This is a genomic window from Nostoc sp. (assembly GCF_036917615.1).
In the GTDB taxonomy this organism is placed as follows: domain Bacteria; phylum Cyanobacteriota; class Cyanobacteriia; order Cyanobacteriales; family Nostocaceae; genus Nostoc.
Genome location: NZ_JBALCZ010000091.1, coordinates 143,602 through 170,601, shown reverse-complemented (window position 1 = coordinate 170,601; position 27,000 = coordinate 143,602). Strand labels below are relative to the sequence as shown.

15 protein-coding genes and 1 pseudogene are annotated in these 27,000 nt (G+C 44.2%); 5 read left to right on the top strand and 11 right to left on the bottom strand.

What is annotated here, in order from left to right; genetic code table 11:
* Nucleotides 1–5 precede the first annotated feature (5 nt).
* The 6 genes and pseudogenes from V7K85_RS33615 to V7K85_RS33590 all read right to left on the bottom strand — a co-directional run bounded on the left by V7K85_RS33615 (nucleotide 6) and on the right by V7K85_RS33590 (nucleotide 12,075).
* Complete coding sequence (locus V7K85_RS33615) at nucleotides 6–257, bottom strand: hypothetical protein (protein ID WP_334820606.1); 252 nt, start codon at nucleotides 255–257, stop codon at nucleotides 6–8.
* A complete protein-coding gene (locus tag V7K85_RS33610) occupies nucleotides 199–4,638 on the bottom strand; it encodes a beta strand repeat-containing protein (protein WP_334820604.1) in 4,440 nt (1,479 codons plus the stop codon). The genes V7K85_RS33615 and V7K85_RS33610 overlap by 59 nt, the downstream gene beginning before the upstream one ends.
* Nucleotides 4,639–4,900: 262 nt before the next feature.
* On the bottom strand, nucleotides 4,901–6,520 hold the full coding sequence (locus V7K85_RS33605) for an NAD(P)/FAD-dependent oxidoreductase (RefSeq protein WP_334820602.1): 1,620 nt from the start codon (nucleotides 6,518–6,520) through the stop codon (nucleotides 4,901–4,903).
* Between the two features lie 307 nt (nucleotides 6,521–6,827).
* Nucleotides 6,828–7,853 carry a S66 peptidase family protein gene (locus V7K85_RS33600; protein ID WP_334820600.1) on the bottom strand — a complete coding sequence of 342 codons (1,026 nt, stop codon included), beginning with the start codon at nucleotides 7,851–7,853 and terminating at the stop codon, nucleotides 6,828–6,830.
* 309 nt (nucleotides 7,854–8,162) lie between these two features.
* A pseudogene (locus V7K85_RS33595) lies at nucleotides 8,163–10,636 on the bottom strand (dynamin family protein).
* Nucleotides 10,637–10,950: 314 nt separating this feature from the next.
* Nucleotides 10,951–12,075 (bottom strand): site-2 protease family protein, encoded by a 1,125-nt coding sequence (locus V7K85_RS33590; protein WP_334820598.1) that lies wholly within the window; start codon nucleotides 12,073–12,075, stop codon nucleotides 10,951–10,953.
* A 102-nt stretch (nucleotides 12,076–12,177) separates the two neighbouring features.
* On the opposite strand from V7K85_RS33590, the gene V7K85_RS33585 reads away from it, so the two are divergent.
* Nucleotides 12,178–12,324: a hypothetical protein gene (locus tag V7K85_RS33585; RefSeq protein ID WP_334820596.1), complete on the top strand. Its 147-nt coding sequence runs from the start codon at nucleotides 12,178–12,180 to the stop codon at nucleotides 12,322–12,324.
* A gap of 167 nt (nucleotides 12,325–12,491) precedes the next feature.
* On the opposite strand, the gene sppA is transcribed toward V7K85_RS33585, so the two are convergent.
* A complete protein-coding gene (gene sppA / locus V7K85_RS33580; protein WP_334820594.1) occupies nucleotides 12,492–14,327 on the bottom strand; it encodes a signal peptide peptidase SppA in 1,836 nt (611 codons plus the stop codon).
* Nucleotides 14,328–14,472: 145 nt separating this feature from the next.
* Entirely contained in the window at nucleotides 14,473–15,522 is a 1,050-nt protein-coding gene (gene fni, locus V7K85_RS33575) for a type 2 isopentenyl-diphosphate Delta-isomerase (RefSeq protein WP_334820592.1), read from the bottom strand.
* Between the two features lie 512 nt (nucleotides 15,523–16,034).
* Here fni and V7K85_RS33570 point away from each other — a divergent pair.
* Complete coding sequence (locus V7K85_RS33570) at nucleotides 16,035–16,736, top strand: DUF642 domain-containing protein (RefSeq protein WP_334820590.1); 702 nt, start codon at nucleotides 16,035–16,037, stop codon at nucleotides 16,734–16,736.
* A gap of 203 nt (nucleotides 16,737–16,939) precedes the next feature.
* On the opposite strand, the gene V7K85_RS33565 is transcribed toward V7K85_RS33570, so the two are convergent.
* On the bottom strand, nucleotides 16,940–18,499 hold the full coding sequence (locus V7K85_RS33565) for a phenylacetate--CoA ligase family protein (protein WP_334820588.1): 1,560 nt from the start codon (nucleotides 18,497–18,499) through the stop codon (nucleotides 16,940–16,942).
* A gap of 348 nt (nucleotides 18,500–18,847) precedes the next feature.
* Between V7K85_RS33565 and V7K85_RS33560 the strand changes: the two genes are divergently transcribed.
* The gene (locus V7K85_RS33560) at nucleotides 18,848–20,536 is read left to right on the top strand and encodes a serine/threonine-protein kinase (protein ID WP_334820586.1); all 1,689 of its coding nucleotides are present in this window, start codon (nucleotides 18,848–18,850) and stop codon (nucleotides 20,534–20,536) included.
* Between the two features lie 50 nt (nucleotides 20,537–20,586).
* Nucleotides 20,587–22,743: a serine/threonine-protein kinase gene (locus V7K85_RS33555; protein ID WP_334820584.1), complete on the top strand. Its 2,157-nt coding sequence runs from the start codon at nucleotides 20,587–20,589 to the stop codon at nucleotides 22,741–22,743.
* 44 nt (nucleotides 22,744–22,787) lie between these two features.
* Here V7K85_RS33555 and V7K85_RS33550 read toward each other — a convergent pair whose 3' ends face one another.
* Together V7K85_RS33550 and V7K85_RS33545 are read right to left on the bottom strand one after the other, a co-directional pair.
* Nucleotides 22,788–23,657: a TauD/TfdA dioxygenase family protein gene (locus V7K85_RS33550; RefSeq protein ID WP_334820582.1), complete on the bottom strand. Its 870-nt coding sequence runs from the start codon at nucleotides 23,655–23,657 to the stop codon at nucleotides 22,788–22,790.
* A 1,458-nt stretch (nucleotides 23,658–25,115) separates the two neighbouring features.
* Nucleotides 25,116–25,283, bottom strand: a complete 168-nt coding sequence (locus V7K85_RS33545) for a hypothetical protein (RefSeq protein WP_334820580.1) — start codon at nucleotides 25,281–25,283, stop codon at nucleotides 25,116–25,118.
* A 299-nt stretch (nucleotides 25,284–25,582) separates the two neighbouring features.
* Between V7K85_RS33545 and V7K85_RS33540 the strand changes: the two genes are divergently transcribed.
* On the top strand, nucleotides 25,583–26,959 hold the full coding sequence (locus tag V7K85_RS33540) for a calcium-binding protein (RefSeq protein ID WP_334820578.1): 1,377 nt from the start codon (nucleotides 25,583–25,585) through the stop codon (nucleotides 26,957–26,959).
* Nucleotides 26,960–27,000: the final 41 nt, after the last annotated feature.

The following is a 27,000-nucleotide window of genomic DNA, read 5'->3' as shown; positions in this document are numbered from 1 at the left end:
CTGTATTATGGTTTAGCGTTCGCACAGGTAACGGGAACATGGCCAACCCCAGTATTTCCAGATGCAGGCTGGGCTATCAGTTCAATTTCTCCGGTTGCTGTGCGAATGAATCCAGTTGCTTCGATGATGGCGGAATGTGGAATTATGGGGTATAGGGTGTGAGCGATAGGTTTACCTTGCCCTTGAAATTCAGAGACATCACGAATGTCGTTCCAGGGGCGATCGTTCCCTACCCATTCGTTTGGGTTGGGCGGCAACCCCTCGTCCCGTGGCCACAAAACTACTGCCTTGAGCATTGCACCCTGTCGCAATCTGTTGACTAGCGTCTACGAAATTCACAGGCAGTTGCACGACTCCAGCACTTGGATCTACACCCAGATTATTAATCTGCACCGTCCCGCTCACACCAAATTGTGAACTGGCGGTAATGTCACTATTGGGCGTGTTTTGCGGCTGAAACTGGAGTCCAAAGATGCCCTGAGAAGTAATGCGGATCTTGCCGCCATTCCCAGTAAAGGCATTGGCGCGAATATCACTGTCCTCAGACAGCACGCCGATGATGAACCCATTGGGGATATTGATCGTAATGTTGCCACCATCGCCCCCCGTTTGAGCAGTGCCTGCGGTAGTAGAAATCAAGCTATTGCGCCGTAGCAACAATAGATCGCGTACATCCAGGGTAATGTTGCCCCCTTGAGTGCTGGCAGTTTCGGCAGTGAGCGATGCGTTCTTATCAAGGGTGATTTGATTGGCTGCAACCGAAATATCCCCGCCTGCACCACTGCCTAAACTCCCTACTGCGATCGCCGCCTCATCCTGGAACAAAGCTGTTTTTGCCCCCACTGTGATGTTGCCGCCCTTGCCCGTAGAACCCGCAGTGGTGGTGGCGAATAGTCCAGTACCAGCACCATTGAGAGTTAATTGGTCAGTTAGGTTTAATCTAATATCCCCTGCGGCTCCACTGCTATTCGTATTAGAAGATACCCGCGCTCCCTGACTCAAGTTGACGCGATCGGCAGCAATAGTCAAATTTCCGGCGTTGCCACTGCCAGAGGTGGAAGCAGATAGTTCCACCCCATTGTTAAGGGTCAGTTGTCCTGTGGTGAGGTTGATATTGCCCCCTGCACCACTGCCTAAACTCCCTACTGCGATCGCCGCCTCATCCTGGAACAAAGCTGTTTTTGCCCCCACTGTGATGTTGCCGCCCTTGCCCGTAGAACCCGCAGTGGTGGTGGCGAATAGTCCAGTACCAGCACCATTGAGAGTTAATTGGTCAGTTAGGTTTAATCTAATATCCCCTGCGGCTCCACTGCTATTCGTATTAGAAGATACCCGCGCTCCCTGACTCAAGTTGACGCGATCGGCAGCAATAGTCAAATTTCCGGCGTTGCCACTGGCAGAGGTGGAAGCAGATAGTTCCATCCCCCCATTAATAGTAAATTGCCGAGTGGTTACACTAATATTTCCAGCATTGCCACTGCTGCTAGTTTCGGCAGTTAACTTGCCTGCCCCTGTCAGGGTAATCGTGTCTGGAGCAGTGAGAATCAAGTCGCCGCCCTTGCCACTGCCATTGGTGGACGCAGAGATTTGGGATTGAGGCGCGAGAAATACATTTAAAGTCGGGTCATTGGCATAGGGATTGAGCCGCAACGTGCCAGCCGGAGCTTGTCCTTGGGTATCGGCAAACACTCCAACGATACCCGCCAGATTCATTTGGGAGGCATTGAGAGTAATGCTGCCACCACCTTCGGTATTAGTTGCCGTGGCGCTTGCTGTGGCAACAATGCGGGCGTTATCGGACAAATTGACACTGGGGGTATTGATTATAATATCCCCAGCTTTGCCTGCATCGGTGGCTGCTACCGAAAGGACGGGGGCAGCGCCTTGCACTTGTGCGATGTTCACGGTTGTGGGCGCGTTCACGGTGATAGTGCCACCCTGCCCACTGCTTTGAGTGGCCGCGGTAATCTGGGCGTCTCCAGTAACGAGAACGGTGGGGCTGTTGAGGGTAATGTTGCCCGCTTTACCAGCACTGCTGGTGATGGCAGAAAGACTGCTACCGTTGGTGAGGCTGATGCCCTGCCCAGTGGTGACGGTAATATTCCCCGCATTACCGCTATTGCTGGTGCTGCTGAGAATTTGACTCTGGTTGAACGTCGCCAGTCCAGGGCTGGTGAGGGTGATATTTCCAGCGGGGTCGCTGCCTTTGGTGTCGCTTTCAATCCGGCTATTGGTGAGAGTAAGATTCCCATCGCTGGTAATGTTGACATCGCCCGATCGCCCTGTTCCACTAACCGGAATTGTAATTTTCCCTGTAAATGGGGTGTCTAATGTCACCTGTTTATCGGTCAAAATTACGGTATCGGCGAGCGCTAAATCTGCCTGCCCATTCACCGCAACTGCCCCTGCCTGTGCAGAGGAAGATGCCGTCAGTATTTGCAGTCCAGACACCTGGTTTTTTGCGTCTAATGTGACATTTCCGCCAGTGTTTGCGGTTCCTTGGGGCGCAACTGAAAAGGTATATAGGCTACTTCCCTCTCCAATAATATTCCCATTCTGTGCAGAAAGAGCGATCGCGCCGCCATTGCCACTATTGCCAGTTATTGAGTACGACAATGAGGACAAATCGCTATTATTGGTGAGGTTGCCGTTGGTTGTTGAGAGGGCGATCGCGCCACCATTACCACTATTGCCCATGTTTGCTAACGAGTATGAGGACAAGTCACTGTCATTATTGTTGGTGAGGTCGCCGTTGGTGGTTGAGAGGGCGATCGCGCCGCCATTACCACTATTGCCCCGAAGTGAGATTGAGACTGAGGTCAAGCTACCATTGTTGGTGAGGTCGCCATTGTCGGTAGAAAAGGCGATCATCGCGCCATTGCCACTGTTACCACTGTCTGAGTATGAGTATGAGTTCAAGCTACCATTGTTGGTGAGGTCGCCATTGTTGGTAGAAAAGGCGATCGTCGCGCCATTGCCACTGTTACCACTGACTGAGTATGAGAATGAGTTCAAGAAGCCATTGTTGGTGAGGTCACCATTGTCGGTAGAAAGGGCGATCGCGCCGCCATTGCCACTATTGCCACTGTTTGATGACGAGTATGAGGACAAGGCACCATTAGTGGTGAGGTCACCATTGTCGGTAGAAAGGGCGATCGCGCCGCCATTGCCACTATTGCCACTATTTGATGACGAGTATGAGGACAAGGCACCATTGGTGATGAGGTTGCCATTGTTGGTAGAGAGAGCGATCGCGCCGCCATTGCCACTATTGCCACTATTTGATGACGAGTATGAGGACAAGGCACCATTGGTGGTGAGGTTGCCATTGTTGGTAGAGAGAGCGATCGTCCCCCCATCTCCCCCAGTTGGATTGGATACGTTGATACTGGCAACGTTAATAGCTCCAGTGCCAGCAACCAGGCTAACGACTCCCCCAACGTTATTAAACGGTTGCACCCCTACATTGCCCAAGAGCGTGATGCCACTAGAAACCGTGCCTGTTGTATAGGCAGGCGGACTGTTTTGATTGTTGCCGCCATACACCAAATTGGTTTGCCCAGAGCGGATGATCAACCCCGGACGAGCACCCAAAATGGCATCGCGCCTCACAAACGTGGAAACGGTATCAGGGGCAGTAATCGTCACATTTCCCTGAATCTGCACATTGCCTAATGACTCAATTAGCAGAGACGCACCCGTATATCCACCTGCAATATCCACATCGCCCGTGCTGCTAATAATTGGATCATACAAACTGGTGAAACGGGCGGGTTGTCCTGATTGACTGCGGATTTGAAATTCACCTCCACTGAAAAAATGGGCATCACCTGAAATCGTGCCATTGCTGACTAAACTCAATTTGCCGAAGCTCTGAAACCGGGATTGGAGATGATTCAAGGTAAAAATATCAACGCCCTGATTCCCTTGAATCGTTAAGTCTCTGCCTGCACTGGCGATAAACGGAGTGGTAACGGCATCCCGAATTTGTACCGTCTTTTGAGCGTTCAAGGTGACATCTCTGCCTGCCACCAGTTGCCCTTGCAAATCGAGGTGGCTCGCTTCCAAAGTCAGGTCTTGTCCGGCAGTAAGATTCCCCCGATTAACAATCGTAGAATCAGGTGGAATGCTGCCCCTTTGCAATCCTAATGGCACGTTGATGGTTAGTAGCGGTGGTGCTTGGGGACGCATGGCGCTGAACTCACTGCCATTAGAAAACTTGAAACTGCTGGCAGTGCTGGCAACAAAGGAACCGCCGATGTTTAACTGGGCATTGGAACCAAAAATAATCCCGTTGGGATTGATCAAAAACAGATTGGCAATCCCATTGGCACGAATCAGCCCATCAATACTGGAAAAATTGGTTCCAGTCACCCGCGTTAAGATATTTTGAATCGATGCCGAATTATTGAAAAACGCCTCGCCGCCCGTGGGAATGGAAAACTCGCGGAAACTGTGAAATAAATTCACGCCCCGGATTGTGCCCCCGTCGATAGTACAAATTGTGCAGCCAGGAGTGACCTGGGAATTTACTGGAAGTGTGCGGTCGGGAACAATTTGAGCGAGGACGGGGGTGGAAATCAGACAAGTAAGCAGGAAACTACTAAACTCGCACACCAGAGAAGCTAAATGTTGCATCTTAGTTGGGTTGGAGTTTGCAAGAACAAAAGGGAGGAGCGGGTGAGAGGTTTTCAGCCATTACTCAATTAGCGATTTTACTCAAAAGGCTATTCTAAATATGGTTCCCGCTTCAGGTTGCAAGTGAACATGGTATAGAAAAACTTTGCTGATTCCATAGCCATTAGTGGTAAATTATTGCTCCAACGTACTGATCGCTCTCAACCTAAAATCGGATGCTGAGACTGCGTAGTTTACCGCCGTAGGCATCGCATTCACTATTTCAGATTTTACGATCGCAATTCCTCAAAATACTTAAAGCCACCGCCTCCGCCACCTTAATCCCATCGATACCCGCCGAGAGGATTCCCCCTGCGTATCCCGCTCCTTCCCCAGCCGGATAAAGACCGACTGTATTTAAACTTTGATAATCCTCTTTGCGCTTAATCCGAATTGGTGATGACGTGCGGGTTTCCACCCCAGTCAACACGGCATCGTCCATCGCAAATCCTTTAATTTGTTTGTCAAAAGCGGGAAGTGCTTCACGGATGGCGGCGATCGCATAATCTGGTAAACTCTGGCTCAAATCACCCAAATGTACCCCAGGTGTATAAGATGGCTTAACTGTACCCAATGCTGTAGAGGGGCGATGGTTGAGAAAATCACCCACCAACTGCCCTGGAGCTTCATAAGTCCCACCGCCCAACTCAAAAGCTCGTTCTTCCAAGCGCCGTTGCAAGTTAATTCCCGCCAAGGCATTTCCAGGATAATCTCCGGGGGTGATGCCCACAACGATCGCACTATTAGCATTGCGCTCATTGCGAGAGTATTGGCTCATTCCATTGGTGACGACTCGCCCCGGCTCGGATGCGGCTGCAACTACCAAGCCCCCTGGACACATACAGAAACTATAGACGGAACGACCATTTTGGCAGTGGTGAACCAGTTTGTAATCGGCAGCACCTAAAAGCTTATGACCAGCTTGAGCGCCGAAACGACATTGGTCAATGAGATACTGGGGATGTTCCACCCGAAAGCCGATGGAAAAAGGTTTAGGCTCAATGTAAACCCCGCGATCAAATAGCATTTGGAAGGTATCGCGGGCGCTGTGACCCACCGCCAGAACTACATGATCACTGGCGATATATTCCCCACTAGCAAGGGTGACTCCCCGCACCTGTCCATTTTCGATGTTGATATCTTCCACCCGACTTTGAAAGCGAATTTCACCACCGAGGGATTCGATTTTGGCACGCATACTTTGAACGATTCCGACCAGTTTGAAAGTGCCGATGTGCGGTTTGTTGATATAAAGAATTTCCGGTGAGGCTCCTGCATTCACGAGTTCGGTTAGTACCTTGCGCCCATAATGTTGAGGATCTTTGACTTGACTGTAGAGTTTACCATCGGAGAATGTACCTGCACCACCTTCGCCAAACTGGACATTGGATTCTGGGTTGAAGTCTGATTTTTTCTTCCAAAAGTTAAAGGTATCAACGGTGCGATCGCGGACTTGTTTGCCACGTTCTAAAATGATTGGGCAGAAGCCCATTTGGGCGAGCATCAAACCTGCAAACAAGCCGCAAGGCCCTGTACCAATGATAATGGGGCGAATCGCCAAATTGCTGCTAGCTCGTGCCACTGGGCGATAATTCATGTCTGGCGTGGCAATCACATGGGGATCTTTTTTCAGGCGCTTGAGTAGATAAGTCTCCTGAGTCGTTTCTACATCCAGAATATAAACAAGGGTGATCTCTTCTTTCTTACGGGCATCATAGCTACGCTTGAAGATGGAATAGCTGATCAATTCTTCGGCTGTGATTTGCAGCTTTTTGAGGATGGCAGACTTGATCTCATCTTCAGGATGATCAAGTGAGAGCTTTACTTCTGTTAGTCGTAACATAGCGAGGAGAAATTCATACTGTCTATCAAAATATTAATCAAAATCAGCGAATTTTAGATTTTGGATTTTAAATTTTGGATTGTTGGCGGAGCCTCTCGTAGAGAAGATTTAAAATCCGTCTTGGAAAGTTTACTCAAGTTGGCAGAGCCGCCCACGCAACTTTACGCAAAATTAAAAAAGATCTAAAAGCGAACAGCGTCCCCAAGAATTGCCTCCCAATTTATACTCACTCTGCCAGAAGTAAGCTACGTGCAATAAATCTAAAATTCAAAATCCAAAATTGTTAGGCATAGGGTCAATCTAAAATCTAAAATCGGTTGACAGCCGCCTCTAACATTCGTATTGTCCCAAGTTCAGCATCTATTTCCACTTCTACACCGATTGGCAAGGTAAATTTATCCTTAATATGACCAATCATTGAACCGTACCAAGCAGGAATACCTAAAGGAAGTATGTGATCTTGCAATACTTGCATTAAGGTAAATGAGGGTTCATCTCCAAGACTACAATTAGTGCATTGTCCAAAGATAAAGCCAGCAATTTGATTAAGTATTCCAGCAATTTTTAACTGTGTCAGCATCCTATCTACACGGTAAACATCCTCGCCAATTTCTTCCACAAACAGGATGCTTTTGTTCCAGGAAGGTAGGTAAGGTGAGCCTACCATCGCTGACAGCACTGATAAGTTTCCACCCACAAGTTTACCCTTGGCCTTTCCCGGTGCTATTATCTCCACTTGCACTTCGCTAGGGTTGAGATTTTGCATAATCACCGCTTCAGCATTAAATAGGATGCGCTTGAAGTAATCCACTGTAAATTGATTCCAGGTAGATGTGGCAACTGGCCCATGAAAAGTAATCATTTGACTACGGGCATTAATAGCCAACAACAGCGTCGTAATATCGCTGTAGCCCATGATAATTTTCGGATGGGAGCGGATCAGCGAGTAGTTCAGTAAGGGTAAAATGCGATTACAACCCCAGCCACCACGCATGGCAATAATTGCTTTTATGGAGCGATCGCTAAACATTAAGTTTAGATCATCAGCGCGATCGGCATCTTTACCCGCTAAATACCCGTAACGGTCTAAAATATGCTTCCCCTGCTTGACTTTTAATCCTAATTGTGAAATTGATTGCTGGGCTGCTTCGATGTCTTTGGCGTCAACGATACCCGCAGGGGCGATTAATCCTACAGTATCGCCCACTTGCAGGTGGGGCGGCTTGCGGATGGTGTTTGGAGATGGTTTACCTTGGGCGGTAAGTGATCGTATTTGGGTGGCTAGGGTAGCCAGTCCACAGGTTGTAAGAAATTGCCGACGTTTGATAAGCATAACTATTGATTGAGATAGTGACGAATTTTAATAGGTTATAGTAACGTCTGAATAATTCATAAAAAGTTAGATCCCCGGCAACTTTTACGAAGTCGGGGATCTGGATAGCGGTATTTTTTACACATTAAATAGAATTGCGATACGTAAATTATTGTTGACTAATTTCACTCATGAATCATGCGGCGAAGATCGTCAAGTGTTGAAACTTTTCTACTTTACACAAAGCTGTAATTAGTAAGTGCTAAACTCACTAACTACAAGCTACAAAAATCTATAATTATCTGTGTTTACCTGATATTAATACTAAACCTATACTACCTTATCAACGAAACCATCTGAGTTTACAAATCCATTACTAGCAAATTTGCCATCAGTGTCTAATGAACCAGGGGTAGCATATTTAAAATCTGCATTATCAATTAGAGGCAAAAGATGGTCATATAATTGCATCGACTGTAAACAACTATTAATATTAGAGGCTGCTGAATTATATGCTGCAATATTTACTTCAACAACATTTAATAATCGCCGATTATTCGCAATTTTTTCTTCAGCTTCTTGTTGCAGTGTTTTCTCTAAATAAGCACGCGCCTGTGGGTATTGCTGCAAAATTGCATCTGCTTGCTGATCTGCCATTGGTAAGAACTGAGTTTTCAGAGTTTGATTGATGGTTTGACGGAAAGATTTACGAATAGTTTGGGAAACTTTTGGTTCAAAATCTAACTTTAATAATTGCCTAATTGCTGGTTCTGCTTCCACGATACTTTCAGCGTCGTAACCTTGAGAAGTTTGTAATAAAGTTTGGCGAAATTGATATATAGAAAAAGTGCCTTCATCATAAAATCTCGGACTTTCTCGCACGAAGCGATCGCACTCTACGCTAGCTGCACTCATCAGTGTTTGAGTAACTAGTTTTTCTAAAATTCTGATCTCTTGTTCAATTCTGGCATCATTATCTAATAAACTATACAAGTGGCGATAATATTCTGAATTGCGAATCTTTTCAATCAATCTCTGGAAAAAATTGGCGATTAATTGCTGAGAAGATTCGACCAAAATATCTTCTAATTGATTTGCTAAGTAATAAAATGCCTCTACTAAAATAGCAATTAAAGGTGCGGTAGCGTTGCGAGGATGGCTGATGGTTGCACGTCGATAAGCAGAAGCTACAGAAAAAGTATCTAGCAATTCATCTAAACGGCGAATCATTCGTGATTGCAATTGCTTAAAATCTGCTTCAAAAGCATCACAGGAGTTATTAATTATCTGGTTAACTTCTTGTGTGATATGCTCATTAAATTCATTACCAATTTGCTGGAGTTGCTGATTTAGGCGTTGCAACTCTTGCGCCTTCATAGTCTCAATTTCTTGGGGCTGACTATCTAAATTACGTTGTACACTCTGATAATGTTTCTTCAGTTTAATACAAACATCTTCCAAATCATCAGCAAGATTTTTAAATAATTGTGGGCGCTTTTCTTCCGTAAGATAGCGAGTAATAGCTGTGCGAAATTCTTCGTACCACTATCTTGAATTAGCTGTTCTATAAGTTCATTTCCCCAATCTCCCAAAATCCGCAGATAATTTTGATTTGGGGTTTCAAAGCCGTTAACAGAGACACGGAATTTAGTGGAAGACAGTTTTCCAGAATTTACACAGTAGTTGTTAAAAGCATAGATAAATTGTGGTGTTTCTTCCTTACCATTTAAACCTTTAATACTTTCTGCAAAAACAGAATCTAAACCAAATCTATCTCGTTGGCTTGTCTGTTTAATCTGACTGCCGTAAAATCCTAATAATCCACTCGTTTTATAAACTTTGCTTGAATTGCGAAACTGCCCACTAATTAAATCATCTAATCGTTGCCGTAGTTGGGTATTGTACCAAGCCTCATCGATCCGGTTGAAGATATAGAAAACGCGATCGCGTACTCCCCCATTCTGCCGCATTAATTCCAAAAGTTCTGTTTCTTCTTTTGTCATGTCACCCGCTGAAGCAGGTTTTAACACGCATACCACCGCCGAAGTATCAGGATGTTGAATTTTGGCATAAGTTAGTTGTGCATCTTTCTCTACTGGCGCATCTATACCAGGCGTGTCAATAATTACATTCCCATCTTGTAGCAGAGGATGATTACAGTGATATTCTATCCGCTTCAATACTGCACTATTACTACCACGACGGGCATATCCAGCCGCTTCCTTGAGATTGGAAAAGTGAAATTGATCCATTGAATATGTAGCATTATTAACCGTGTTGATGCGATCGCGGTTTGCTATATATCCCTCTAGTAATAAGATTAACGCCTTTGCCTGTTTTGCACGTTCTGATTTACTCTCACCACCTTCTTGCTGAATAATAGCTTCAGAATCTTGACGTAGCAAGTTAATTACATCAGCTTGGTTAATATTAGCTACTGTCTTAAATCCTAGCTGCTGATACAAATAAACTGCTTGTTCCCGAATCTCTGCTTCACTTAAAAACGTCAAAACAACACGTTCTTTATCTACTTCTGCATACTCAATTTTGCATTCTGTACCTGTCGCGTGTCCCTCTGCACTGTACAGTAATTCTCTCTCCAACAGTGCATTAATTAGCATTGATTTACCGGCACTAAACGCACCCGCAAACACAATCTCAAACTTTGGAGAAATCACCTTACTTAAAGAAGTTTGTACAGATGTAATATCTTGAGAACGTAGCGTTGGTTCTTGCTGTAAAAGTTGTAATATAAACTCAACCTGCTCTTTCAAATTTTGGCACTGAAGCGGTAAATCTGACATATTCAGCATCCTGACAATATTTATGTATATATTAGTAATATTTATTGTCTTGATGGTTCAGTAAAATTTCTGAGAAAATCTATGCGGTTTATTTGCTGGATATCACTTAATACCGTGTTCTGGCGGGGTGGGGTAGTGGGGATATTATCGTTACTCCAACAGAGATGATATGATTTAAGGCTCATTGATTCGTCTGATGCTACGAATGGTATCTTAAGCTTTTGTTTACGAATCAGCTCTAATGCCTCATGTTATGAAAAAACCCCCTCAGGATTTCTGAGGAGGGTTGAGAAGAGTATTTTTTCATCAAACAACTATGCAGGGTTAGGTTGAGTTCTGCTCTGGAGTAGTTGAATAACCGCTGCTTTTTCTAAAATTCCCACTAGAGAGCCGTTTTTACGAACTACGGGAAGCGCAGATAGCTTTTGTTGTTCGAGTAGCTGCACTACTTCTAATAGTGGTTGATCCGATTGGACTGTAGTAGATTGTGAAATTGGTTGCATTACTTCCCTAACTTGAGTTTCTGACCACATAGCTGTCGGAATGGAACGCAGGTTATCAACAGCGATCGCACCTATTAATTGTCCTCCATCATCAGTCACTAAAAACCGACGCCAGTTTTCTGCACTCATGACCCGCTGATCGGCAAACTCTCTCAGGATAAGATTAGCACAGACCACTGGGCTATCAACCGTTACAGCATCCTCAGCTGTTAAACCTGTAAGTTTTTCCTGCACTCTGGCAAATTGCGCTGTATTACCAGCATTCTGTAGCAAGAAGAAACCAATTAATAAGTTCCAGAAGTTACCCAAGCTGCCAAATAATAATAGTGGAACTATACCAGAAAGAACCGCTACCCAACCAAAGATTTGTCCAACTCGACTGGCAAAAACTACACCTTTATAAGGATTACCTGTAATTTTCCAAACAGCAGCTTTGAGGATATTACCGCCATCCAAAGGCAAGCCAGGAATCAGATTAAATAGTGCTAATGCCAAATTAACAGAAGCCAAAACACCCAGAATTGCTGCTAATGGCCCGGATGCAGCGGTAGCAAAACCAATAGCTGTAACGCTACCAAATAATAGTAGACTGACTAAAGGCCCGGCGATCGCAACCCAAAAAGCTTCACTTGGAGTTTTCGACTCTTTTTCTAAGCTAGCCAAACCGCCAAATATGAAGAGTGTAATTGATTTGACATCAATTCCCTGGCGAATGGCGACGAAACTGTGTCCTAATTCGTGGGCGACGACAGAGGCAAATAACAACAGCGCTGTCATCAATCCTAGTAACACAGCTAATCCCCCGGATAATAAGGGAAATTGCGCCGCCAGTCCACTGCTATAGCTCCAAGTTACTAAACCTAGAACTAAAAACCACGATGGATGGATATAGAAGGGAATTCCGAAGAGATTACCAACGCGAATTGTGCCATTCATGTCGTTCACCTTTGATTTGCGAAACGAAAAGTTAACTTTCGCTCCTCTTGATATCTCTTAGTGTAACTAAATGTTAAGTAGCTTTTAATCTTTGTAACTGTAGTGGTGTCCGTCCTTAAAGGTGCGGTTAGTGGTAATTTTAGCTTAGCGATCGCCTTACTTGGGCAAAGATGCTTTGCCGAATCTGAGAATATAGAACTTAGAGTGGTTAGTTTAGATAATCCCAACAGAATAAATGCTCATAGCTGACTTTATCCCGTTAAATCTCTCAAGATCGCTGCCAACCCTGACTCTTGTCGTGTAATGTTAACCAGCCCATCGACGAACTCACGTCTGATTACGACGTTGGCGAGGGTAACCCATGCGCCTCGCCGTAGTCGGTGAGTTGCTGCCCACTAATATTTAGATAAAAGCATCTACTCAATCTTCAAGTTGAAAGGCAAGCGGGCGTAAACCCCCTGTGGATCGTTCATTTTTTGCAGGATCCCTACTTCCTGTTGCAGTTTCTGAAATTCAGCGGTGAGGGGATTGGCTGATTTGAGTTGCGCCGACTCAATCCCCAAAGCAGTCCGCGCCTCTTCTGTTGCACGCCCAAAAAACCGTTCTCCGAAGCTGCTAGTGCGAGGATACTCTTGGACTTCCCAGTCTTCTCCTAGTTTCGCCTGCTTGGCAGCATATGCGATCGCAGTATTCAAACCACCAATTTCATCCACCAAACCAATTTCTTTGGCCGCCACACCCGACCAAACCCGTCCTTGAGCAATTTCTGCTACTTTTTGTTCTGGGAGTTTCCGACCTTGAGAAACTTTATTCAGAAACATATCATAAATTCGGTTCACACTGCGTTGATAAAGTGCCAACTCTTGAGGCGATTTCGGACGCGAAACTGTTTGACTATCAGCATAGCGTGCAGTTTTCACCGAATCCCAGGTAATGCCATTATCATTCGCCAGCTTTTGCCCATTGAATAGCATCCCAAACACCCCTATTGAGCCTGTAATCGTATTTGGTTCCGCAAAAATGCGGTTAGAGTCGCTAGCAATCCAATAACCACCAGAGGCGGCGACATCACCCATCGACACCACAACTGGTTTCGCCTCACGAGTTAATTTCACTTCTCGCTGCATGACTTCGGCTGCGGTGGCGCTACCACCAGGACTATTAATTCGTAATACAACAGCCTTCACACCCTTATCTTGTCGCAGTTTGTTGAAGATTTTCGCAAAGCGATCGCCTCCTATTTGCCCATCTTCTCCTTTACCATCGACAATCTCGCCCTCAGCATAAACAACGGCAATTTGATTTTTGGAGTTACGTTCTACACCCAAAGATTTGCCGGAAACTTGTGCGTAGCTATTCAGGCTAATTTGTCGGAATGTTTTGTCGTCTTTATCGCTATCTGTCAACTTTTTGAGGTCAGACACCACTTGATCGGGGTATGCTACTCGATCAACTAAACCGCTGGTTTTGGCTTGTGTGGATTCCAATAGTGCTTGATTATCTGCGATCGCCTGCAACTGTTCCGGTTCAATTTTCCGACTTGCGCCCACAGCAGTGCGCCACTCTCCCCAAACATCATCCAATAATTTCTGAGTTTGTTCGCGGTTTTCTGGACTCAGCTTTGTGAGGATAAACGGTTCAACAGCTCCTTTGAATTTCCCTACTCGCACGACTTGAACACCAATGCCATATTTCTGCAATGCTCCCGCTAAAAACATCGATTGTGAACTCAAACCGTTGACTTCCATCATTCCCAGAGGATTAAGTACAATGGAATCTGCTACTGAACTAAGATAATATTCCTTTTTACTCCAATCACTACCATAGGCGACAATCTTTTTCCCAGCAGCGCGAAACTCTTCCAGCGCTTTCCGGATTTCTTTAAGGGAGGCATAGCCGACGTTACTAACTTGGCTTGTGCTAGTTGCATCCAGGTAGATCCCGACAATTCGCGGATCGCGCCGCGCCTTTTCCAAAGTTTCCACAAGTTTGCGGAGTGATATCCTTTCGTCATCCACACCTGATATTGTGTTTTGAAACACTTCGCCAGTACTAGGTTCGCTATCAGTAATTTTCATCGACAAGTCAAAAACCAGCACTGACTTATCTTTCACATTTGGCCCACTATCTTTAGAGGAGGTAGCAGCCATTATCAGCAAGAACAGTCCAGTGGTTCCCAGACCACCGAAAATAATTAATCCTAGTAAGGTGCCAACTAAACTAGCAAAAGTTTGTTTGATAAAATTACGCATTAGTTATTAGTTATTGGGCATTGGGGAGCTACTGCGTTGCCGGGGTTCCCCCGGTTGTACCCCTACGGAGAAGCAAGCTAGCAAGAGCGTCTCCGACAGGAGAAGCAAGTAGCGTCGTAGGGCATTGACTAATGACCTACTTAATTTATTCTATGCGCTGTAAACTGTCAGAGTGCTTTAACTGATACAAGGTGGCGTTGCCAGTGCAAAATAAGACTGTAGTGATTTCAGCGATTAATACTTCAGCCAGTTCGGCAACAGCTGTCTCTGATGTTGCTGCTGCTTGCAGGAAGGGCATTGCTAAACCAGCTATATCTGCTCCCAAGGCGATCGCTGCTGCAATATCCAGTCCATGACGCAAACCTCCCGAAGCAATTAAGGGGACATTTGGAGCGATCGCTCTAATAGTTGTAATGCATTCTGCCGTCGGTAAACCCCAATCGGCAAAAGTCCTCCCTAAGCGACGTTGCAAGGGATTTTCTGCCCGTTCACTTTCTACCTTTGCCCAAGAAGTACCCCCCGCACCCGCCACATCAATTGCTGCTACCCCAGCGGCAATCAGTTTCTCGGCGATCGCTGCTGAAATGCCGTTACCAACTTCCTTCGCAATCACTGGCACTGGCACTTTAATGCATAATTTAGATATTTTGTCAAGCAAACCTCGAAAATTAGTATCCCCTTGGGGTTGAATGCACTCTTGTAGAGGATTAATGTGTAAAATCAGGGCATCAGCCTCTATAATATCAACTACCCGCAAACATTCATCTAAGCCGTACTTATAGTTAAGTTGGACAGCGCCCAGATTCGCAAATAGCAAAACATCGGGGGCATACTTGCGGACACCAAAAGTATCAGCTACCTGGGGTTTTTCTACCGCTACCCGTTGGGAACCAACACCCATTGCAATTTTGCAGTGTTGCGCGACTTGGGCCAAACGTTGGTTAATCATTGCGGCTTGTTCTGTTCCGCCAGTCATGGAAGAAATTAACAAGGGTGCGTCAAGGTGTTTCCCCAGGAAAGTTGTACTGATATCAATATCGTTGTGGTTTAGTTCGGGTAAGCAAGAATGGGTGAAGCGATAGCGTTCCAGTCCATTGGTGATTTGAGCACACTGAACATCTTCCTCTAAGCAGATGCGAATGTGATCGGCTTTGCGACTCTGAGTTTGTGCAGAGATATTGGTAGGGGCGTTCACTGGTGGGTATGGTTAAAAGTATTTGCGATCGCTATTGTTACATTGTCTGCAACAGTCTCTTTAATATCTATCTGGCTTTTGGTAATTTTGCGTCACTTAACAGCCCGTCGGAGACATCGCTGGGTGCTAAACATCGCTGAAATATCTAAATTCTATGTAGTAATTATGTACTACGTGGAAGTCCTATAACTGTTCAATTTAAGTCTCAAGGTTGCTTTGATTCTTTAAAAGTTTGTTGTGCTTGATTGTTTGATGAGCAATTAAACCTTATGTATACTTACTGGCATCAGTATTTATACGAAACTTGGAGAATTGAGATTCAAGTTCATAAACAAATTAATCAAAATAATATTTGTAAGAAAGCTTGGTAAACATACTCGTTTTTGATTGCGGATTTATACATCCAAAATTAAAGTGTAGAAGTGAAAGAAAAAAACGAAAACCTCAGATTTTTAAGTTAATTTCTTTGGTTTGAGTGTCAACATAATCTGTTCCCTATCTAACAACTCATTATGAAATTATCACTGAGAACCTTATCAATTAGTGCCGCGTTCATTGCTCTTTCTTGTGTGGGTATCAGCCCAGCATCAGCTGCCCCAACTAACCTACTCGTTAATGGCAGTTTTGAAGATCCAATTTTGGCTAATGGTACTTGGAATACCTATTCCAGTATCACCGGTTGGACTGCAACACCAAACGGCAAAATTGAAGTTCAACGTAATGCAGCTGGCTCTCCTTATGATGGTTTTAACCTAGTTGAGTTGGATAGTGATAATTATGATCCAAGCAAATTTAATGCACAAAACCCCTTAGGTTTATACCAAGACGTTGCAACTGTAGCAGGACAAGACTACACTTTATCTTTTGCCCACTCTGCTCGTCCAGGTACAACCGCCGCAGAGAATGTCTTTAATGTCTTGGTTAATGATGCCAGCAATGTTGGTAACATCTTCACGGAGAGTATTTCTGATGGTGCTGGTGGCTCAAATACTGCTTGGTCAATTTTTACTAAGACTTTCAAGGCTACCAGTGCACTATCACGGGTCCAATTTAACTATACGGGGCCATTAAATACTTACGGTTCTTATATTGATGATGTGAAGCTGGCAACTGCTGTTCCAGAACCCACTGCAATTACCGGAATCGTTTTAGCAGGTCTGGGATTAGTTACTTTGAAAAAGCGCAATGCTCTGAAGAAATCAGTAGTGGCATGACTGAGATATAATACTATCCCAACTCATAGTTTTAGATTGCCAAATTAATGTTCATGTTGACAAATTCATGTCAATCTTTTCCCCGATATGAAATTGTCAAGTAGGCCAAATAATTTGCCAGACAACAGCCGCCGCAGCCACCTTAGTGGTTGCGGCGGCTGCATTATGTCCAGTTGCTTAGGAAACGCTCTATAAATCAAACCCTACTTTCGGGTATAACGATGTTTCACCCCAATCGGGAAATATTCGGAATCACCCATTGGGGCTAATGCAACTTCTGGTATTTGATATTCTGGGGGAACATAGTTAGCAAACTCGCTATTTAGACGTAGTAGTTGTGAAAGAATGGAAGATGCGATCGCTTGCTTTAGAGCTTCACTACCCTCTACCTCTGGTGCTAACTCCACAACAACAGATAAAAATCGATTTTTGTCAGCATCTTCCTTCACCTGCAACACGAATTTACCTGTCACCCATTCTTGAATTACTGGTTGCTCTAATCCCACCGTCACATTTTCTGGATAAATATTTGCGCCAAAGTAGGAAACTGTAAAGTTAGAACGACCGAAGACATAAACGAAAGGTAGCTGATGAATACCTCTGGGTGAGTGTTGAGTGTCAAAACGGAGATTTTCGAGCGGATTAAATCCCCATTCAGCTAAAAATTGCAGCATGGCATCATAACTAATTATTCCGCCAGTATCCAAGATGTCATAACGTACTAAGGGAATACCGTTGTCTCCTGAAAACAGCAATTTACCATCTTGAACTTCAAAAAAGCGACTGCAAGGATCATACTGTACTAGTGTGGGTAAACGCGATTCCCCAAATAAAGCTCGAGCTACATCGGGCTTTTCTGCCAAAAAACGGCGAATGCAGATACTTAACGGTGTTTCATTCCCCAAAACTCCCGCATCCGCAGTGCCGTAGAGTGATGCAAAATCAGAGTAAGGATTTTGTGAACCAACTCTTTGAGCAACTAAACTCCGCCATTCTTCACTAAATACTTCTCCCGCCATCACTAATTTAATCTGATATTGCTGCCACTCCACACCACGGGCGATACCAGTATCAATCACATCTTTGAGGAATGGCGGGTATCCCAATAGCACTACTTGCTCAAATGAGGCAGCGCTTTGCGGGGGTTCCCCCCGTTGTAGCGACTGCCGTGCTGAACCTAGTTCCTCGACAACTCGCAAGATTTCTTCTTTGTTGTTACCAGGAGTAATTACAGTGATAGGATAACCTTTGCTAGCAAGATAACGACAGCAATTGGCGGTGAAAATTCCACCTACCCAAGTGCCCAAAGTGAAACAAATCACTGCTAGGGTACGTCGAGTATCTGCATGAAAACTATCGTGAAAAATCTGTTCAAAGCGTGTGGCGATTTGGAGTTCATCTGTGAAAAAACGCGGCCAAAATGTCGGTTTTCCACTAGAACCTGATGAAGCAGCTATCATGTCGCACCCTTGGAGTTGCCCGTCGCGGCACAAGTCAGCTAAAGGATAACGCAGTATATAATTTTGTTTAGCGATCGCTGGGAGTTTTTGAAACTCCTCTAAGGTTTGAATAGTCGCGGGATTAATTTCCCTTTCTGCTAAAAAAGCCTTGTAGGCTGGTACATTAGCCGCCACATCGTGAAATAAACTCAAAGCTGCCGAAGTTTGAGTGTTGAGATGCCGTTGTAATAGCGTTTCTAGGGGAGTAGACAAAAAATCTTCAAATGCTTTAATTGCTCGCTGCTGTTGTGATTTGCAGTTCATGACGCTTGTTGTTTATCCTGAAGTAGAACCAACACCGTTAAAATAATTCGTAATTCGTAATATTCGCCAAGGCGCGAGAAGCAAGCTACGTAATTAAGTTTTGCAACGGGGATAAAGACAAGAGCCACAAAACTTGCCACTTGTTAGTTGCTCTTGACTTAAACCCCCAGAATTTGTTACTTGCTGTCAGTATTTTAGCTGTTATCTAATACCCGAAAACGCCAGTGATTCTTAGCAACACGGATTTAATATCGGAACACCCTGCTCCTAAGATTTGGTAGGATATCCGAAAATGAGGTTAGACGCGTTGTAGTCACTCAATAAAACCTTAATTTATCCTTCAGCACCATGCAGCTCTATTGCAGTAAACAACACACAAATAATGGTAGTAACCGCTTTTGTACCCATTGTGGTGAGCCATTACCTCTTGCTGTGGGACAGGTTGTGGATAATCGCTATCAAATTATCCGTCATCTAGGGCAAGGTGGCTTTGGACGCACCTATTTGGCTGAGGATAGAGATAAATCTCATCAAACATGTGTGCTGAAGGAATTTGCACCCCAAGTACAAGAACAGCAAGATTTACAAAAAGCTAAAGAGTTATTTGAGCGAGAAGCAAATGTTCTGAAAAAACTCCAGCATCCACAAATTCCGCGTTTTCACGCCTCGCTACAAGTGAAGATAGGCACTAAAGATTTTTTCTTTCTAGTGCAAGATTATGTCGATGGTGACAATTACTACCAATTATTAGAACAGCGTCAGAGTCAAGGAAAAGCCTTCAGTGAAGAGGAAGTAATTACCCTACTGCAACAGATTTTACCTGTGTTATCCTACATCCACTCACAAGATGTGGTTCACCGTGATATCTCTCCTGATAATTTGATTTGGCGGCGTTCTGATAATCTGCCAGTGCTGATTGATTTTGGTGGTGTTAAGCAATTGCCAGCTTCTCAAGGTTTTTGGCGCACTAAGCTGGTTGGAAATAATACTTTGTTGGGTAAAAAAGGCTACGCCCCAGAGGAACAACTACGGCAGGGAAAAGCATTTTTCAGTAGTGATTTATACTCTTTAGCGGTGACGACATTGGTGTTGCTCACAGGAAAAGAACCGCAAAAATTATACGACAGCTATCAGGGAATTTGGGGATGGGGAAAGGAAATCCGAGTTAGTCCCCAACTGGAAGCGGTGTTAAAAAAGATGGTGGCTTATAAACCGAGCGATCGCTACCAACGAGCCGAGCAAATCCTCAAAGATTTACCATCGCAAACTGCGACTAAATCCCCAGGTAATTATATTACCACCAAGATCAAAACGATGGTAGTTGCTCCGGGAAGACAACGCGCTAGTGCTGTTGTGAGTAGATTCCAGAATAAAACGCAAGCAATCGCTAAACCGATATCTTGGCCTGTTTGGATTCGACCTTTTGTAATCAGTCTAGGGGGAACAGCTTTAATTGGATTAACTTTAGCGGTGGGAAATGCAATCATTCGGAGTGTAACTTCAATCACTATCCCATCAATTTCCTTACCGCAAATTCCCCAGTTTCCAAATCCCAGCGGTAAACCAGTCAGCGACAAAGGAAAAAATGGCGATCTCCAGGAAATTACCAGTCGTCGTCAACAGCTAGAAATTACTGAAGGATTTTTTATTGCTCTTGTAGATAATTTATTTTATACAAAAAAACCGGAATTAAAAGGACGTAGCCTGACATCTAAACCTGAAGACGCTGGTTTACGAGATGAATGGTCTAGTATCGCTGACAATTTATTGGATAAACTAGAACAGGCTAACCTCAGTACAGCAGCTCGTCGGAAATTGGGTAAATATACTGCACAAGGTTACGAAACATGGAGACGGCAAGCGCGATCGGGGCAGTTTGGGAACTATACAATTGATCAACTGAACAAAGACACAAATGAAAAATTTGATCGGTTGTTTCCTGGTCAGCAGCGTGGGAAACTGAATCAACAGACTTTTGGTCAAATTTGGTATGCGATCGCATCTGATCAAGTCAGTAAAGTACAATCTGGCAATTAAGGGGATTGGGGAAGAGTGACTAATAAATAATGACTAATGACTAATGACTAATGACAAAATTATATTGTTCTAAAGGACATGAAAATTCCCCAAGTAGTCGCTTTTGTCTCCAGTGTGGTGAAAAGTTGTTGGATACGCCCATGAGTTATAGTATTCAACCAGGACTAACTTTAGGCGATCGCTATGTGATTGTGCGTCAAATTGGTCAAGGTGGCTTTGGACGCACTTATTTAGCTGAAGATGTCAACCGTTTCCGCGAACTTTGTGTTTTAAAAGAATTTTCCCCCCAAGTTCAAACCGCTTACGTTGTCCAAAAAGCTGAAGAATTGTTTGAGAGAGAAGCGAGTGTTCTTTATAAGCTGCAACATCCCCAAATTCCCCGCTTCCGAGAACTGCTTCGCCTGAACTTAGGGGGCAAAGAATATCTGTTTTTGGTGCAAGATTATGTAGAAGGGGAAACTTACAACTCGTTGTTAAATGCCCGAATACAGCAGGGGAGGCGCTTTACAGAGACGGAAGTGCGCCAATTGTTGCTTTCAATTTTGTCAGTGTTGGAATACATCCACTCACTAGGAGTAATTCATCGAGATATTTCTCCAGATAACTTAATGCTTCGCACTGTTGACCAACTGCCAATGTTAATTGATTTTGGCGGTGTCAAACAAGTAGTAGCAACCGTTGCTTCCCAATATTACCAACCCGGCGTAGTTGCATCTTCCCCATCACCAACCCTATTGGGTAAAGTAGGATTTGCGCCCCCAGAACAGATGCAAACTGGGTTAGTATCTCCCCACAGCGACTTGTATGCAATGGCCGCAACAATGCTGGTTCTACTGACAGGAAAACAACCCCAAGAATTAATTGATACCTACACTCTCAGCTGGCAGTGGCGACGGGAAGTTAGCCTGAGTCCAATTTTGGCCCAGGTATTAGATAAAATGCTATCTGCCAGACCAAGCGATCGCTATCAATCAGCCCGTCAAGTACTCCAAACCCTCAACCCGCCCCCAGCTAACTTTCCCCCAACTCAATATCCCACTGCACCACAACCCACATCCGCCACCGTCGCCGTCTCCCCACCTCCTCCACCCTCTCCATCCCCTTCATATCCCTCATCTCCCCCCCCTTCCTCTTGGTGGACACCGACCAGAACCTTCCTGGTGGCGGCGGTAGGGGTTGTGACTGTTGGATTAATTTGGTGGGGAGTGAATAGCAGGCGCGATGTCGGGGAAGTCCAACCTACTTCCACAGCCAGCCCAATTCCAACCAGTAACCAACCGACCGATCCCTTGGCGCAATATTCGCTAGCAGAACGGGAACGCAAAGAAAGATTAAGCGATCGCCGTCAACAGTTGGGTATTAATGAGAATTTCTACGTGAATTTGGTGAATCAAGTTTTTTGGGACAGAAATCCCAGTTTACGGGGACGCACTCTCAGCGATCGCCCTGAAGATCAGGGTTTGCGGGCAGAATGGGATAAAACAGCCTCAGAATTACTGGAAAAGCTAGCGCCACTGAGTTCAACTACACGCCGACAACTGGGAAATTATACAACTGCTGAACGCGATCGCTGGAAAGTGGAAGTCAACAAAATCAACGTTGGTAGTCGTTCTTTGTCTGATTTGGGAGATGCTGCTTTCTTAAATGTATTCCCTGAGCAGCGTGGTAAAAATTTTCGAGTTCAGCCGATTGGACAAGTTTGGTACGGTTTTGTTAACGATCAACTCAGTGCTATCCTCGCCGGTAGCGCTTTTGAGAAACTTGTCTTTGAACCGGGCGCTATCAGCAAAACAGTCAACGGTACTCTCCAACCTGGTGGTGGTAAAGTATTCATTGCTGGACTTGCCAAAGAGCAATCTTTGGACTTGAAGCTACAAGCAAATTCTCAAGTTTTGTTATCAGTCTATTCACCCTCTGGCAAAATCAAACTTTTAGAAGATTCTACCCAGCGTAGTTTGTCAACTAAATTACCAGAAAAGGGATTTTACGAGTTTGTCGTGGTTTCCACAGCATCGAAACCAGTAGATTATCAACTCAACATTACAGCGGAAAATCCCGTCCCTCCCCCATTGCCAACACCAACGCCCACGCCCACGCCTACGCCCACGCCCACGCCCACGCCTACGCCAATTCCTACACCTACACCAACTCCTACAGAAATCCCCACTCCTATACCGACACCGACGCAAGAGACAACGCCACAGTAGAGAGTTATCCTCTGCATCTGGAGCGTCTCTACGTGAGATAAAAATTATGTCTTGTCCACAACGCCTAAACGCAACGCAATCCGTTTGTATTTCGTTGCTTCATAGGGTGTACCTCTGTGCATCACCTGTGAGTTGTCCCAAAGAATTATATCTCCTGGCTGCCAAACGTGGGAGTAGACTGGTGTGCAGGCTAGAACAGTCCCAAATAAATCCTCCCAGAAACGTTTTGCTTGCTCTGGTCTGTCTTCCATCCCAACTGCGATCGCAGTGTCCGAACCTAGATATAATCCTTTTTTACCAGTGACTTTGTGAGTAGACACTATGGGATGTACTTTCTTCGGTACATCAGTCTCTACATTGGTACTCTTAGAAAACATTGGTGGTGAGTGATACATCGACATCTGCTTTAACTGCTGCTGATGTTGATGATCTAGGTTATTATAAGCCTCTATCATGTCGAGGAACTCTGTGGTGTGAGGCTGCCCATTTACACCTTCGGCAGGCACTTCCACACCATAAAGCATGACAACATATAGTGCGTTCATATCTAGTCCCTCTGTGCGGGGAAGGCCATCTTTATCATGATGCCATTCCCAAGCAATCTTCCCTACTGCTGTTTGAGTAAGCCCTTTGGGATTACCCAAAACATTCACACATTGGCTTTGGAGGTCTGGACTGATATCGGGATCTAATGTTTTGGTTTTGGAATAGCCAAACATTAAGTCACCAAAGGTCTTCCTGGCAAATTCTTCTAACTGCTTTGCGGTGAGGTCTTGCTGTCTAACTACCACAACGCCGTGTTTCCAAAGTGATTCTTTTAATTCATGCGACTCTAGATTTGTGAGGTAGCTAAGATTGCAACCCCGCAGCACTTCAACTCCGAGTCTTGGTTGGTGTTTAGTTATTGGAGTCATTGCTATGTAACTATTTTTGGAGCAAACTATATAGTCAATTAGTTTAGATAGGAAATTTGTCTAATAGTATCTTACCTAAGAAAGTTGGCAAGTAAAAAAATATTGTACTAAAGTTTATCCCATAAGTTTAACCTAAGTACAATAGCTAAAATCCGACAAAAATAGACTACTTTCTTACAAATAAGTGTGTGAAAATTTATAACTATGTCATTGCGAACGGAGTAAAGTGAAGTGAAGCAATTGCAAGGGTTTAGAGCATTTTACATTCCGTTACATAGTTAGGTTTATTTGAGCCAACCGACTTACCACTGTGCCTCGTGCGTTATTGGGCGTTGATTATAAAGATTATTCTATCTGTCTGGGCAAATTCTTTAATATACAACCAACTTGTGGAGAAACTGTTGGTAATAAAAGCAAAATTATCAAATGTTTATATCAGATTGAAGATGATAACCCTAACTCTAATTCGATGGAAGTGATTATGTTAGTTAGGTTTTATAATTATTGTCATTAATCTCTGAATTAGGAATTAACCTACTTTGATTAAAGCGTGTCACTACCCGTGGTTTCAAAATTAAAATTTCCAAATTTAAACGAAAAAATTCAATCTATAAGTCTGAAATTAGCGCACTTCTATTACTATCGTCAAAGCAAAATCTCAAACGTTTGTCTAGATAGACTTTTGTTGATTGAGATTTGTTTCAACGGTTTCTGTGGGTATGCGTAAGCCTAGCCCGCCGCAGCGAAAAGTGTATCGCGTCGTTTCCCGCCGTTGGCGCAGTTCGCCGCAGGCATCTGTTAGCGACTGTGGGTAGCGTCACTTTTCAAGACAGGCATCACTAATTTTCTGAACCCAAATAACTTATAGGACTCCGATTTGATTTTTGAAAACGTACTGAGACTGAAAAGGCTGTTTTATCAAGGTTTCATTTGAAATCTTGTTCAGAAATCAGACAGGAGTCCTATATATAAAATTTATGTAAAGTTTAAGTGTTATTAAGTGCAAAACTTTATGGAGAAATCTATAAATTAAACTTATCTATTGAACAATGCATTTCTTTAATAAAAAACTATTTTCTTTAATAAAAAAATATATATCATACCAAAAAATCTGATGTAGAAACTTGACTCAACACCCATACCGCGTTTATCTAAAAATCTCACAATGCTTACCAAAAGAATAAGTAGTTTTAAGCAAGATTTCATAAAGTTTATATATTTTGTCACATGCATATATTAATGTATTATCAATCGTCTTTATTGACATTTTTAAGATTTGGTAAATAAGTTGATGTGACCTTGTACTTCATGTTAATTAAATAGTTACAACGTCGGTTCAAAAAATTTGGAAAAATAACCAAAATATTTAACCTAATTACTTACCAAGAAAAACACAATACAGAAGGCAGAAGCAAAGAAGTATTAATGAAAACTTTAGTAGTGGGTCATTGCCCATTACTATAAAAAGATTTGTGTCGATAGCGCAGCGTTAGCGAGTCTTCTCCCAAAGGGAGACGCCAAGGGCGAACGAGCGTCGCGGAGAGTGCCATGAGACACAAGGGAGCCAGTGCGGTCTTGGGCTTTGCCCAAGTGGAGCATCTGGCGTCGTCCTTGCTTAAATCCCATGCTTTTAAACGTGGTAACATAGCTGCCTTCTGAACATTTTGGTAATTAATTAAGGGATTTTCAGGAAATAAATTATCTAATTTTGTCGGATAGACATCTCGCTCGTCCCTAACTAAAGGTGGGCTTTTCGGGTCGGATCATAATTAGTAGTTGGATATTTTTTTCTTTATAAGTTCCTAAGCAAATAATTAATGTTTTCTTCCCTTTAATTACGCAAAGGGCAAGTAATTTACATTGAACTGATGAATAGTTCTTTGACTAAGGCTGAACGTATTAGTAAGAAATTTAGGAGAAATAATATGGCATTTATTTTCGGCACTACAGGTTCTGACATCAGAAATGGGACTTTGGGAAATGACACGATAGTTGGTTGGGCTAGTGGTGGTAATGCAAAGAGTACCTCTGGTAACGATACCTTGAATGGTTTGGCTGGTAACGATTCCCTCGCCGGTGGGACGGCGAACGACAGTCTAATCGGTGGAGATGGCAATGACACACTTGATGGCGGCACAGGAAACGATACTCTAATAGGTGGTGCAGGCAGTGACACCTTCAAAGGCAGTCAGGGTAACGACAGCATTAATGGCGGAGATGGCATTGATACCGCAGACTATAGTCAACTAGGTCAAAGCATTACTTTGTCAGGTGTCGGAACCATTAAAAAAGCTGGGGGATTGGGGCAAGACCAACTCTTTAAAGTAGAAAAGGTTATTGCTGATGCTAATGTTGCCAACAACACCATAGATGCCTCCCAATCTTTGCCTGGGGTATCTATCACTGTTAACCTGCAAACCCAAAGTTTGGCTGCCAATAACGTTCCTGGTTTGGGAACATTGTCATTTATTGCAGTCAACTTTGATAATGTCATCGGCACAAATGCAAATGACCTGATTGTTGGCGACAATCAAAATAACCAATTATCCGGTAATAAGGGCGATGACACACTTGATGGCGGCACAGGTACTGACACCTTGAATGGGGGAGCAGGCAACGACACTTACATTGTTGACACTGCTGTTGATACCATTACGGAAGCCGCCAATTCAGGTACAGATATCGTTCGGTCTTCTGTCACCTACACGCTAGGCGCCAATCTAGAGAACCTGAGGCTGACGGGAACTAGCGCCATCAACGGAACAGGTAACAGTCTTAACAACTTCCTCTTTGGTAATACTGCTAACAACACTCTGAATGGCTCAGGAGGCAATGACACGCTAGATGGTAATTTCGGCAATGATATCCTCAATGGTGGCGACGGCAATGATAGTCTACAAGGCGGGCCAGGCAATGACATACTCAATGGGGGGCCTGGAAACGACACCCTCATCGGTGTTTTCCCCGGTAGTCCGCTTCCACCTGGATTAGGGGAAACTGATAACTTGATTGGCGGGGCTGGGGCAGATACATTTGTCCTGGGGGATGCTGTAAATGTTTTCTACGACGATAACAACACTACCAGTCCTGGTTTTGAGGACTTGGCTACTATTATTGACTTCGACTCTAGCCAAGATCAAATTGAACTCAATGGACTTCCACAGGACTACCTCCTGCAAGTTGTTGGAGGCAGCACACGAATATTCTTAGACAAACCGGGAGCAGAGCAAGATGAGATCATCGGTGTTGTGCAGGGGGTAGTGGGTCTCACACTTAATAGTGACAACTTTACTTTTCTATGAGCGGGAAAATACTGGAGAGGGTACAAACAAGGCACTGGAAA

Coding starts and splice junctions, on each gene's coding strand:
- V7K85_RS33610 (WP_334820604.1), bottom strand. CDS start 4,638: ATGCAACATTTAGCTTCTCTGGTGTGCGAGTTTAGTAGTTTCCTGCTT.
- V7K85_RS33605 (WP_334820602.1), bottom strand. CDS start 6,520: ATGTTACGACTAACAGAAGTAAAGCTCTCACTTGATCATCCTGAAGAT.
- V7K85_RS33600 (WP_334820600.1), bottom strand. CDS start 7,853: ATGCTTATCAAACGTCGGCAATTTCTTACAACCTGTGGACTGGCTACC.
- V7K85_RS33590 (WP_334820598.1), bottom strand. CDS start 12,075: ATGAATGGCACAATTCGCGTTGGTAATCTCTTCGGAATTCCCTTCTAT.
- sppA (WP_334820594.1), bottom strand. CDS start 14,327: ATGCGTAATTTTATCAAACAAACTTTTGCTAGTTTAGTTGGCACCTTA.
- V7K85_RS33570 (WP_334820590.1), top strand. CDS start 16,035: ATGAAATTATCACTGAGAACCTTATCAATTAGTGCCGCGTTCATTGCT.
- V7K85_RS33565 (WP_334820588.1), bottom strand. CDS start 18,499: ATGAACTGCAAATCACAACAGCAGCGAGCAATTAAAGCATTTGAAGAT.
- V7K85_RS33560 (WP_334820586.1), top strand. CDS start 18,848: ATGCAGCTCTATTGCAGTAAACAACACACAAATAATGGTAGTAACCGC.
- V7K85_RS33555 (WP_334820584.1), top strand. CDS start 20,587: ATGACAAAATTATATTGTTCTAAAGGACATGAAAATTCCCCAAGTAGT.
- V7K85_RS33550 (WP_334820582.1), bottom strand. CDS start 23,657: ATGACTCCAATAACTAAACACCAACCAAGACTCGGAGTTGAAGTGCTG.
- V7K85_RS33545 (WP_334820580.1), bottom strand. CDS start 25,283: ATGGGATTTAAGCAAGGACGACGCCAGATGCTCCACTTGGGCAAAGCC.
- V7K85_RS33540 (WP_334820578.1), top strand. CDS start 25,583: ATGGCATTTATTTTCGGCACTACAGGTTCTGACATCAGAAATGGGACT.